Below are 11,959 nucleotides of genomic sequence, written 5' to 3' on the forward strand. Positions count from 1 at the left end.
ATCTCCTGCTTTTTTGCCAAGCGTTCCTTTTGCCAATCATTTAAGTAAGATACGGCCACTACTGCGCAGAGCTAAATTGTCTTTTCCCCTTTCCCCTTCAGATCCTGTTGGCAAGAGGGAGCCTTCCCGTGGGCCAGGCCATGAAGAACGGGAGCGGCCCTACTGGCTAGCTTGGGCCCGCATCAAAGGGATTGGCCCCCACCGGCTCAAGCGGCTGGCGGAGTTTTTTGGATCCCTGGAGCGGGCTTGGCAAGCGGATGCCCCGGCCCTGCGGCAGGTGGAAGGCATTGGCCCCACCCTGGCCCAGGCTATTGTCTCTGCCCGTCCTGGCCTTGATCCCGAGCAGATCCTGGAGGAAACCCTCAAAGCGGGGATCCCCTTTCTCACGCCTGCAGATCCGGACTATCCACCGCTGCTGTGGGAGGTGCCAGATCCCCCGCCCATTCTCTATGCCCTAGGAGAATGTCCCAATTGGCAACAGCCGGCTATTGCCATCGTCGGCACCCGCGCCCCTACGGCCTACGGTCGACAGTGGACCCAGAAAGTCAGCGCTGCCCTGGCGGAAGCTGGCTGTGTGGTGGTCTCGGGGCTGGCAACGGGGATCGACGGCATTGCCCACCAGGCCTGTCTGGATGCCGGCGGCAAGACGGTGGCCGTGGTGGGAACGGGGGTGGACAAAGTTTACCCAGCTCACCATCAAGCTCTCTACCGGCGCATCCTGGCCCAAGGGGCCATCCTCAGCGAATATCCCCCCGGCACGCCACCGGCCAAGGAGCATTTTCCCCAGCGCAACCGCATCATTGCCGGCCTCTGCCGCGCCACTTTGGTGATGGAGGCTCCGGAAACCTCGGGAGCGCTAATTACTGCTCACCTGGCCAACCACTACGGTCGGGAAGTGTATGCCCTGCCGGGGAATATCGACACGGCAGCAGCCCGCGGCTGCCTGCAGCTCATCCGCGACGGCGCCGGCATGATCCTGGGGATCGAGGAGCTGTTGAAAGACTTGGGCCTCCTCCAGGGATCCCCTGTGCTAAAGCAGCCCTCGTCCACTGGCCCCAGCGATCCCCAACAGCAACTGCTCTGGCAGCTGCTAGGGGAGGGCATCCTCAGCCTCGATGCCCTGGCCCAGGCTAGCCAGATGGATATTGCCACCCTTTCCAGTACCCTGCTGCTTATGGAATTGGAAGGCTGGCTGGTACAACTGCCGGGGATGCGCTACCAGCGGGCTCGCTGAGGCTGGATCCCTGCACTGCTTCTCCGATAGGAGCACGGCAAGCGGGATCCTCGTGGCGGGGGTTGTTCACATAGGTGCTGACCGGATAAGCCGCCATGGCTTCTGCTGGGTAGGGGCGGAGCAAGGGCAACAGCAGCTTGGGATCCTGCACCTGGGGATCCAGCCAGAGGTCGTAGTCGTTTTCCGTCAAAATCACGGGCATCCGCTCGTGAAAAAGCTGCATCAGACGGTTGGCGGCAGTGTTGAGGATGGCACAGGTTTCCACCTGATACATTCACGCTGAACTCTCCTGAACATGGTTCAGGAAAGAAGCGATCGCATCCTGCCTATCTCTGAGCAGGAAGGCGGTATCCCGCAAAGCCCTGAGGAATACCCCCCGAGCGCTTTCCCCCTTCACTTCCCGGCAACCGTTGCGGTGGACTCAAGGATCAGGGGGAAACTTGGTCTACTATATCCCTCTCAATGACTTTTGCCAAACCGCCTAAAGCTCAGTAAATTCAGCAAAGTTCAGGGTTTTGGGGGTTAGAGGCATGCTCCACCCCCTCTGGACTGCGCCAGCGTTCCCAAATGCCGGCAAAGGCAAATACCGGTCGATCCACCAGGTGAAACCAGTAGGGTTGTCTGCCCTTCTTGCCTGTACCCTGGTCGGCCCACTCGTAGAAGCCATCTGCCGGGATCAGGCAGCGACGACGGCGGAAAGCTTCGCGGAAAGAAGGCTTCTCAGCTACTGTCTCAGCTCGGGCATTGATCCAGCCGGCCTGAGGAGCTCGGCTCCAGCTGGGGATCAAGCCCCAGCGAAAATGGGTTGCCTCGCGCTGAAGGGATCCCGCCACCACCGCCAGCACCGGCTGAGAAGGAGCGATGTTATACCGGGGGACAGCTGCCCTTTCTTGGGCTGCCACCGGCAAGCCGAAATGCTGCCTCAGCACTTCTGGGGCCACTGCCAGGCTAAACCGTCCACACATGCTTGTCCCCCAGTCGCTCACCCCAAATGGCCTGCCGACAGGATCCCCTAAACCTTGGTGGAAATGCCCAGCAACTGCAGGATCCCGCGCAGGGGAATCTCCACCCACTCGGGGCGGTGGTTCAACTCATAGCCCAGCTCGTAAATGGCTTTTTCCAGCAGATAGGCGTCCAACAACACCTCTATCTCTTGCAGGCTGCGGGGCAAAAAAGCCGCTTGGGAAGCCACCTGCAGATATTCGGCCAAAAAGCCCGCGCAGACCCAGCGGTGCCAAAACTGGGCCCACCGCATCATGTCGGGGCAGTGGTCGGCGCAGACCAAGCCGCTCTCCAGTTGCTGGCGCAAAGCTGTGTGGACAGCATAGTGGAAGGATCGCAACATCCCCGCCACATCCCGTAAGGGGCAACGCTTGAGACGCCGTTCGCCCAAAGAGCGGGCCGGCTCCCCTTCAAAGTCGATGATGACAAAGTCTTTGCCGGTAAACAGCACCTGGCCCAGGTGATAATCCCCGTGGCAGCGGGTGCGCAGGGCGGTGATCTTCCGCTCCAGGATCAGGCGGAAGCGGCTCATGATTTCCCCTTCTTGGTCGCAAACAGCCCGAGCCAGGTTGGCCTCTGCTTCCGGCAGCTTGGGGAGCTGCTTATAAGGACTCCGTCCCGCTGACGCGAACAGCAGCGGAAACACCTGCCCCACCAAGTTGCGCATGGACTGGTAAACGGAGCGCTGGTACAGGCTGGAGAAAGGCTCCGGCGCAAAGTCTTTGTTCTCCGTAAAGGACTCCGTCCCGCTGACGCGAGCGGCAGCCAGGGCGATGTGCAGCTCGGCGGTGCGCTTGGCCAAGATCCGCACCGATTCTAGGTAGCTGCCGATGGTGGCGTAGGCCAGCTCCGGCAAGGGCTGTTGGGAAAGCTCCAAGAAGGATCCCTGCGGCACGGGCACGGGATCCACCTCTTGGTAGTGAACCAGCACCGCCTCAAAAAATTGCCCCAGGCTGTCCAGGGTGTAGTGCCAGGCATCTCCCTCGTTGGGGATGTACTCCTGCAAAATGGCCAGGGTAATGGGCTGATCGGCGGGATCAAACCCACGGGCCCCGCGACGACGGCGATACTCCAGGGATCCCAGCAGCCGTGGCACGCGCACCTGGGGATGGTGCTCCAGCAGGTAGCGGCCTATCTCCAGCTCTGGGTTTACCCCCTCGGCCACCCGGTGGTAGAGCTTGAGGAGGTAGTGGTTGCCATAGACAACGGAGGTGTAGCTCTGCTCCGCCTTGAGGAGGCGGGGTTCCAGGTCATGCTCAAGGGCAGCAAAGCTAGTGGCCCAGAGCTCTCCCTGACGGTGACGCAGGCGGCCCTGCTGGGCAATTAGCTGCAGCAGCCGCAGCAAGAAGCTTTTGTCAGCCAGAGCGTTGAAAATTACTCCCGCCGGCCCTCCGGCCACTTGCACAGGGAGGATGACCGCCTGGGGCATCTCTAGGCGCAGGTGTACGGCTGCTTCTTGGGTGGCATAGCCCACAGGGAGAGAGTAGAGCTGCGTATCGCCCTCGATAAACTCGGCCTGGAGAAGCAAGATCTGGCTGCCCAGCAAGGACTCCTCTTCTCGGCGGCAGGGGATAGCCTGCAGGATATGGATCGCCTGGAGCTGGCGGTTTTGGGAGCCAAACCAACGACAGCGGTAGAGGTAGTCCGCCAAGACTGCCTCCAGCTGCTTTTGGCTTTCCCCTTGCAAGAGACTGTCCCAACTACCACTTTGAACAACCAGAGGACTACCACTTTGAACAATCAGAGGGACCAGGCGTTCCTGCTCCTCCGCTTTGCTGGGGCTGAGGTGGATGGTCTCCGTTTGGGGCTCAAGGGAAAACCAGTAAAAGGAATGGGGGCCTAGCGTTAGGAAATAGGGCAGTCGCCCAATAGGGGGAAACTCGGTGTGGCCAAAGATCTCCACCGGGATCAATCCTTCCCACGGCGATAGATCCAGCCCCACCCACTGGGCGTAGCGGGAGAGATTGGCCACCACCAAGATGCGCTCATCGCCAAAGGCCCGCATAAAGGCAAGCACCTTGCGGTTTTCTGGGTGGAGCAGCTCAAAGGAGCCGCGGCCAAAAGCTTGGAATCGCTTGCGCACGGCGATGAGCCGCTTCATGGTCCACCACAGGGAATGGGGGTTGTTTCGCTGCGCCTCCACATTGACAGCTTCGTAGTGGTACTCGGCGTCGATGACGATGGGCAGGTAGAGCTTCTGAGGGTTGGCCCGCGAAAAGCCGGCGTTGCGGTCGGCGCTCCACTGCATGGGGGTGCGCACGCTGTTGCGATCCCCCAGGTAGATGTTGTCCCCCATGCCGATCTCGTCCCCGTAGTAGATGACCGGCGTGCCGGGCAGAGAAAACAGCAGGCTGTTCATCAGCTCGATGCGGCGGCGGCTGTTGCCCAGCAGGGGGGCCAAGCGCCGACGGATGCCCAGGTTCACCCGCGCGTTGGGATCCTTGGCGTACACCTGGTACATGTAGTCCCGCTCCTCGTCAGTGACCATCTCCAGGGTGAGCTCGTCGTGGTTGCGCAGGAAGAGGGCCCACTGGCAGGTTTCAGGAATGGGAGGGGTTTGTTGCAGGATGTCAATGATGGGGAAGCGATCCTCCATCTGGATGGCCATAAACAGCCGTGGCATGAGGGGAAAGTGGAACTCCATGTGGCACTCGTCCCCATCGCCGAAGTAGGCCACAGCATCTTCTGGCCACTGGTTGGCCTCCGCCAGCAGCATGCGGCCAGGATACCTTTGGTCAATGTGTCGGCGCAGAGCCTTGAGAAAGGCATGGGTCTCCGGTAGGCTCTCGCAGGTGGTGCCCTCCCGCTCGTAGAGATAAGGCACCGCGTCCAGCCGCATGCCATCTACCCCCAAGCTCAGCCAAAAGTCCACCACCTCGAACATGGCTTTTTGTACGGCGGGGTTGTCGTAGTTGAGATCTGGCTGGTGGGAGTAAAAGCGGTGCCAGTAGTAGGCCTTGGCCGCTGAATCCCAGGTCCAGTTGGAGGCTTCAAAGTCTTGAAAGATAATGCGGGCCTCTTTGTACTTTTCGGGGGTATCGCTCCAAACGTAAAAGTCCCGCTCGGGGGTGCCGGGGGCAGCTCGTCTGGCCCGCTGAAACCAGGGGTGCTGATCCGAAGTGTGGTTGAGGATGAGCTCAATGATGACGCGGATCCCCCGCTTATGGGCAGCCTCCAGAAAGATCTTGAAGTCCTCTAGGGTGCCCAAGTCAGGGTGAACACTGGTAAAGTCAGAAACGTCGTAGCCGTCATCTTTTAAAGGCGAGGGGAAAAACGGCAGCAGCCAGACGGCTGTAATCCCCAGTTCTTGCAAGTAGTCCAGCTTTTCGGTCAGGCCCTGGAAGTCGCCCACGCCATCGCCGTCGCTGTCGAAAAAGGCCCGTACCGGCAGCTCGTAGATGATTGCATCTTTGTACCAAAGGGGGTCGTGGGTGAGGGGGGAGATGAGGCTGCGCAGAGGGGCTCGGATCATCATGTCGGTCATGTCGGCAACAGAGACAGGATTGGGACACCTTGGCAACCCTAGCCGTTGAATGGGGATCCCCTCAATAGGCTACAGCCTTCTCTTGGGTGCCAGGGATCCCCGGCGTCGGTTCAGGCAATGCCACTCCGCTTCTGGGCTTCCTTGCGGGAGACGGCCACGTGGCGCAGGCCGGCCCGGAGCAGCTCCTGCTCGATCAAGGCAAAAAACCGCTGCCGATCCCCGCTTCTCACCACCGCCAAATGATGGGCTTCCGCCAAGGCGATGGGGTAGCCAAAGCCCTTGTGCACTTGGCTCAGCACCCCTGCCAGAGCCCGCTGCAGCAACTCCGCATCCTGGACCACCCAAGCGGGAAACTCCAGGCGAGCAATTTCGGCTTGGCCCAGGGATCCCTTGCCAACATTGAGGTAACAACAGTGGACGTGGTGTTCCCCGAAGGCGTCCAACACGCTGGCGCCGCTGCGCCAAAGGGGGCTGCGCTCTCCCGGCTGCAGCAGGGATCCCCAAAAGACGCGGTCTGCCAGGGGGGCGAAGGGATGGCAGGGAGGAGACTTCTCGCCGGGACAGTAGCGGTAGCAGTCACAGCCCAGGTACGGGCACAGCCCCAAGCGCAGGTAGTTGAGGGTTTCGCTGCTGCGGGAGGCGCTGATGTAGCCCACGAGAGGAATGCGGGCCGCCCGCAACTGCTCCAAGGTCGCCAGAATGGGATCCAACCAGGGGCGCCGGGCCGACTGGGGCAGAGGCTCCAGTCCCCAAGGGATTAGGGATCCATCCAGGAGCGCCAGCGTGGTGCGGCGACGGGGCACCGACAGGGCCAAACGAGCCAGCTCCTCCAGTTCCGCTTGGGAGCGTCGTAAGGCCAGTATCTCTTCCAGCCCCAACGAGGACTCCGTGCCGCTGGTAGGATTGCGTTCACCTGGAGCGCGCTGCGGGCGAGAGTCTCGCCGGTTAAGGGGGGCCCTCGGCAACCCTTCTGCCCGCGGTTCCGAGAGAGGGGAGTCTGAGCGGTTTTGCTGGGCAAGGGGCCCATCTCCATACAGCAGCAGGGGCTGGCTGTCCAGGAGCGGCCACTCCTGGGTGCCGTAGTGGAGAACCACGCGCCCAACATTGATCAGCGAGCAATAGGCAATCTCGTGATGGCTGGGCAAAATCTGGGATCCATCCGTGGCCACCACCGTGTGTCGCCCCTGCAGAGGTTCAACCTTGGGCAGGGATCCCCAAGCTTCCGGCGGCTCGGCGGGGCTGGCGCAAACAAACGACAGATGGGATCCCCACTCCACCCAGCGGGACTGCCAAACCTGCGGCTCCTGCTGCCAGCGCTCGAAAACTTGCCAGGCTTGGCGGAGGCGTTCTTGGCTGGCTTTCGACTCCTGTTGCAGGTGCCGGGTGAAGGCAGGAATTTGCCCGCTCAGCTTAACCAGATCCAACATGATAGCCGCATCAGCCCTGCATGGCAATACGGCTGCCAGAAGCGGAAGAAGCCACATCTTGTCCTTCTGAGGAGTTGAGCAGCTCTTCCAGCGGAAACTCCCCGTAGACCTCGCTGCTGTTGTTGGGGCTCTCCTGCAGGCGAACCCGATGCAACTGCACCCCCAGCTCCCGCAGGGGCAGAGTCAGCAGCCGCTGGATGTAGAGGGCGATGTTTTCGGCAGTAGGCACCACCTGGGCAAAGTAGGGAATGTCTTTGTTCAAAAAGGTGTGATCCAGCGGCTTCACCACCTGCTCCTCGATCAGCCGCTGCAGGGCCGCCAAGTCCACGATCATCCCCGTGCGCGGGTCGATGGATCCCTTGACGGTGATCTCCAGGCCGTAGTTGTGGCCGTGGCCGTGGGGACGGGCACAGAGGCCGTAGATGGCGCTGTTTTCTTCAAAACTCAGGTGATCCAGAGCCAAGCGGTGGGCGGCGCTGAAATGGGTGGCAACAGTCAAGTAGGCTTGCATGGCTTCTCCTCGGTATTCGGCCCAAAGCTCAGGATCTTCGTACAGACGGACGCTGGTTAGGGGCAAGGCATCGGCCAGGCGTTGCCAAATCACGTAAGCGATAAACTCGGTAGTGGGCAAGGTTTGGGCAAACTCCGGCCAAGCTTGATTTAGATAAGCAAAGTTGAGATCTTGAATCACCCGCTGCCGGATCACCTGCTTCACCTCCGAGAGGTTGAGCACCATCCCATAGTCATCCACCTCACCACTCATGCCCACCTCCAGCACATAGTTGTGGCCATGGCCGGGAAAACGGGCATTTGGGCCAAAGCGGGCTAAGTTCTCGGCTTCTGAGAGTTCGGGCAACCAGTACCGATGGCTGGCGGCAAATTGCGCACGGCGGTAGATTGTACAGATTCTGGACATGAGTGGAGAGGAGAGCATCTGCCGGGGGATCCACCCTTTAGCTTGACACACTCCCCGGCCCAGAGGGTGGAAATTCTCAGCGGCCCTCAGCCTACCCTCCCAGTGGTCTTGCCGTCATCTCTGTCCTGCGCCAGGTCAGGCACTTGCCCTGCCGACCGGGTCGGCCTGTGCATACCCTCATTTCCCAGAAAGCATTTCGAGCAAGGTTTTGGCGGCATTGTGTCCTGAGAGCCAAGCCCCCTCTACGCGCCCTCCGGCGCACCAATCGCCGGCACAAACCAAAGGCAATCCCTCAGCAGCGGAAACCGGCACACGGGTGCTTAAGCTGGCCAATCCCGTGGTTTCCAAAGGCAAAGCGTAGCGCCAACGGTGCACCTGCATCCATTGTGGCGAAGCCAGCCAGGGATCCAGCCGTTGGGCTGCGTGGGCCAGCAATTCTCGACCGGCCTTTTCCAGCTCAGAGGGGCCGGCCTCCAAGTACAGAGATGACCACTCCGCCCCCCCATGCAAGACCACCACAGGCGGGAGCGGCTGCAGGCGCTTGCTGCTGTCCAGTCCCAGCCAGGCCAACATCGGATCCTCCAAGCACTTGATCCCCTTCCAAGGCGGCGTATGCTCAGAGTAGCCCGCCAAAACCGCAAGGCAGGGTTGATACTGGGCGGATTCCAGCAGAGGCAACAGGTTTTCAGCCGAAGGGATCCCTTCCCGGAGCAGGGGCAGCAACTGGGGGGCCGGAATTGTCGCCACCAGGGCAGCAGCCTCGTAGCATTGGCCGTTCTCCGCCCTCAATTGCCAGCTTGTTGCCAAAGGTTTGAGGCTGACCACACGAGTTTGGGTGTGTACCGACAGCGGGGCAGCCAAGTGTTTGGCCAACATTGTCATGCCCTGGGGGCAAGCGTAGCGTGGTTTCTCGTCGTTGGGATCCTCTGGGCGCAGCCCTTCTCGATCCAGCACATGCAGCGAGCGCGTCCATTCCGCCAGCAGCCCCAGGCCCAGCAGCTCCTTCACCCAGCGATAAAAGCCATCCGAATCGGCAGTCAGGTATTGAGCCCCATGATCCACTGGCACCGTTTGCCCAGCGTGCTCAACTCGACGGGTGGCCATGCGCCCGCCCAAGCCCGCCGATTTTTCCAGCACCAGAACCCGCAGCCCCGCCCGCAGCAGTTGCCTTGCACACACCAAACCGGCCACTCCCGCCCCGATGACAATCACATCGGCGGATGTTGAGCGGGCTCCCTCGGAAGGGGTTACCGCTGCCTGGGTTGCTTCGCCTAGCATACTGAGCCTGCCAGCTGTGACCGGATCCGCACGTTCAGCTCCCGCCTCTGCCGAAGGGGTTGTTGCCCCTCTCTCCGAAGAGCTTGGCTTCTCCCTTGATGGCAGCCTTGATGATGTTGTAGGCAGCCCAGGCAACCACCAAAACAATGGGCGACAGAACGATCAGCGGACGAAGATCAATGTCCATGGTTTTCATCCCCCCCTAACATAGATTGATTTACCGACTGCTTGGAACAAGAGCCTCCAGGGTTGGCCACCGCCAGAATCCCGATGGGGTGAAACCGTTTTCGACTCTGGATCCCGCATAAGCTGAGGTGCAACTCTGGAAAGATGGCTAAGTCCAGAATAAACCCAAATGGGGATCCCTACCGGCTAGACTTTGCCCCATCTGGGCTGCCAAGGCGGGAGCCAACAGGCCCACACTGAGAATCGCGTCCAGAACTAGCGCACCCACCAGGGATGTGCAATCGACCCCGATCACCTGACTAACTGCTGCCCAAGCCCGCAGCTTGGATCTTAATTCTGGGCTCTTTCTCAGTTGCTGTAGATTTTGCCCAAGGCAGCCGGCGGACGAGTGCGGCGGGCGCGGCCCTGCATTCCCGATAGAACCCCCATCGTCAACACAAAGGGCAACGCCTGGATCAACACGGGCGGCATCACATCTCCCCCTTGCAGTTGAATGGCCAGGGCGTCGGTGGCCCCAAACAACAGCGTCGCGCCCAGGATCCCGAAGGGGTGCCACTTGCCAAAGATCATCGCTGCCAAGGCGATAAGGCCCTTTCCTGCTGACATGTTGCGGACAAACTGGTTCAAAAAGCCAATGGAAAGGTAGGCCCCCGCCAGGCCCCCCAACAGGCCGGAGAGCAGCACCGCCGCGTAGCGCATACCCAGGACATCCACCCCCATGGTGGCAGCAGCCTGAGGATGCTCTCCCACCGCTCGCAGCCGCAAGCCCCAGGGTGTTTTGAACAGCAACCACCAGGAGATTGGCACCAACAGAAAGGCCAGATACACCAAGGGGCTAAACCCATGCCACAGCGGCAGCCGATTGACAATTTCCTGAGAGTTGGTGGTGTTGCCGTAGAACGATTGCAGCACCAGCGAAGGCACGCTCATGGCCAACAGGTTGATGGCAGTGCCGCTGACAATTTGATCGGCTCTGTAGCGGATGCACATCAGCGCATGCACAAAGGCAATGGCCACCCCCCCTAAGGCGCCGGCCAACAAACCCACCCAAGGGATCCAACCCACCTGAGCTGCTGGAGTCTGGGCCAGAAGGGAAGCTTCCAGGCGTTGGGTGGTTACCGCCGCCGCCAAAGCCCCAAACAAGATGATCCCCTCCAGGGCAATATTGACCACGCCGCTGCGTTCGGAGTACATGCCCCCCAAGGCCGTGAGCAACAGAGGGGTAGTGGAGCGCAGGGTAGCCGGGATCAAAGCCCAAAACAGAGTTGCCATATTGCTCCGCAGCGCCAGCGCAAACGAGATCTCCGCTCAGAGGTACTCAAGTTGAGCGTTCATCGCAGTCCATTTCCACCTGGGCTGCCTGCAAGGGATCCGTGAAATAGCCGGGCAACAGGCCGCCTGCAGCAATGAAAAGGTGTAGGTGATCAAGTCCACTTTGGTGCTCAGCTTTACAAAAAAAGGCGAATCGGGCGAGGAGCCTAAGCCGGGCCGCAGCAACCCCACCACCACCGCCCCTGCTGCCACCGCCGCCCCCAAGGCACTCAGGGGTACGATGATCTGCCGCTGCCGCACCAAAAAAGCTTTTCCTCCCGGCAACTGCAGCCGCCCCAGCAGCAACAGCAGCAGGGCATAGGCAAAGCTGGCATAGCCAGCCAAAGAAGGGCTGAACCGCCGCAACGGCAACCGAGCCGGCGGGATCCCCTCCGCCAGGGCCGCCCCATTCACCGCCCCCACTGCCCCATAAAACCAGAGCAAGCCCAGCCCAAATAGAACCAGACCGACCACTCCCAAGCTGTACAGCCAGCGGGCCCGCACTTGCCGCTCCTTGATCCCCAGAGCCAGACATGACAACAGCGCCAACAGCACTCAGGCCCAGCTCAACCCTGGGATCCAACCCACCGCCAAAGTCTCCGGGATTCCCAACTGCTGCGGGTCGATGAGGCCAAAGGTTCCCGCCAGCACCCCTGCTCCGCCGAACTCCCGCCTCAGCATCCACTCAGCATCCACTAAGGGCAGAGCAAAAACAGCAAAACGGCAATCAGATTGGTCAGCAACAGCAGCATGGGCAGAGATTCAACAAGACCAAGGAGGGCCATCCGACAAAGATAGCAGCCAGCCCTCTTCTCAGCTCCTCAGCTCAAGACACTTCTCACGGGAAAGTGTTCCGCACCTCTGCTGCGGACAAGGCCAGTTGGATCTGTTCTGGCCTCAGCTAGAAATTGCAGGAGCCCCGCACTGTACCCGTAGGGTCAGTGTCGGGAGGAATGCGGAAGTTATGATAGAACCATGACCCAAGTCCTGACTGTAGCTTGCAAACTCAAGGTGTCCCAGTCCCAGGCCGCAAAGTTGGATGCGACAATGGATGCCTTTGTGCAGGCGTTGAACTGGGTCAACCAAAACACACCAGAAAAAGTAGTCAACGCAGTCAAACT

11 protein-coding genes and 1 pseudogene are annotated in these 11,959 nt (G+C 60.6%); 2 read left to right on the forward strand and 10 right to left on the reverse strand.

Annotation, left to right across the window (positions count from 1 at the left end):
* Positions 1 to 76: 76 nt before the first annotated feature.
* Entirely contained in the window at positions 77 to 1,234 is a 1,158-nt protein-coding gene (dprA, locus tag ACVWZU_RS09690) for a DNA-processing protein DprA (RefSeq protein WP_011432322.1), read from the forward strand.
* Here dprA and ACVWZU_RS09695 read toward each other — a convergent pair.
* The 10 genes from ACVWZU_RS09695 to ACVWZU_RS09740 form a co-directional block, all read right to left on the reverse strand.
* The gene (locus ACVWZU_RS09695; protein ID WP_457402304.1) at positions 1,173 to 1,508 is read right to left on the reverse strand and encodes an SOS response-associated peptidase family protein; all 336 of its coding nucleotides are present in this window, start codon (positions 1,506 to 1,508) and stop codon (positions 1,173 to 1,175) included. The two genes, dprA and ACVWZU_RS09695, sit on opposite strands and share 62 nt — an antisense overlap.
* Before the next feature lie 223 nt (positions 1,509 to 1,731).
* On the reverse strand, positions 1,732 to 2,199 hold the full coding sequence (locus ACVWZU_RS09700; RefSeq protein ID WP_457444605.1) for an SOS response-associated peptidase: 468 nt from the start codon (positions 2,197 to 2,199) through the stop codon (positions 1,732 to 1,734).
* Positions 2,200 to 2,246: 47 nt separating this feature from the next.
* Positions 2,247 to 5,708, reverse strand: coding sequence for a maltose alpha-D-glucosyltransferase (treS, locus tag ACVWZU_RS09705; protein WP_457444612.1), 3,462 nt, complete (start codon positions 5,706 to 5,708; stop codon positions 2,247 to 2,249).
* Positions 5,709 to 5,830: 122 nt separating this feature from the next.
* Positions 5,831 to 7,147, reverse strand: coding sequence for a DNA double-strand break repair nuclease NurA (locus tag ACVWZU_RS09710; RefSeq protein ID WP_457395034.1), 1,317 nt, complete (start codon positions 7,145 to 7,147; stop codon positions 5,831 to 5,833).
* Between the two features lie 10 nt (positions 7,148 to 7,157).
* Complete coding sequence (locus tag ACVWZU_RS09715) at positions 7,158 to 8,063, reverse strand: 6-carboxytetrahydropterin synthase (RefSeq protein ID WP_011432318.1); 906 nt, start codon at positions 8,061 to 8,063, stop codon at positions 7,158 to 7,160.
* A gap of 177 nt (positions 8,064 to 8,240) precedes the next feature.
* Complete coding sequence (locus ACVWZU_RS09720; RefSeq protein ID WP_414382402.1) at positions 8,241 to 9,341, reverse strand: NAD(P)/FAD-dependent oxidoreductase; 1,101 nt, start codon at positions 9,339 to 9,341, stop codon at positions 8,241 to 8,243.
* Positions 9,342 to 9,375: 34 nt separating this feature from the next.
* Entirely contained in the window at positions 9,376 to 9,528 is a 153-nt protein-coding gene (locus tag ACVWZU_RS09725; protein WP_414330801.1) for a photosystem II protein Y, read from the reverse strand.
* Between the two features lie 347 nt (positions 9,529 to 9,875).
* Positions 9,876 to 10,799 carry an ABC transporter permease gene (locus ACVWZU_RS09730; protein WP_414330799.1) on the reverse strand — a complete coding sequence of 308 codons (924 nt, stop codon included), beginning with the start codon at positions 10,797 to 10,799 and terminating at the stop codon, positions 9,876 to 9,878.
* A 36-nt stretch (positions 10,800 to 10,835) separates the two neighbouring features.
* On the reverse strand, positions 10,836 to 11,378 hold the full coding sequence (locus ACVWZU_RS09735; protein ID WP_457444608.1) for a hypothetical protein: 543 nt from the start codon (positions 11,376 to 11,378) through the stop codon (positions 10,836 to 10,838).
* A 15-nt stretch (positions 11,379 to 11,393) separates the two neighbouring features.
* Positions 11,394 to 11,519, reverse strand: a complete 126-nt coding sequence (locus ACVWZU_RS09740) for a hypothetical protein (RefSeq protein WP_457444610.1) — start codon at positions 11,517 to 11,519, stop codon at positions 11,394 to 11,396.
* A gap of 294 nt (positions 11,520 to 11,813) precedes the next feature.
* Between ACVWZU_RS09740 and ACVWZU_RS09745 the strand changes: the two are divergent.
* Positions 11,814 to 11,959, forward strand: a pseudogene (locus ACVWZU_RS09745) (RNA-guided endonuclease TnpB family protein); the annotation flags it as partial.

It is taken from the genome of Thermostichus sp. MS-CIW-26, assembly GCF_054059115.1.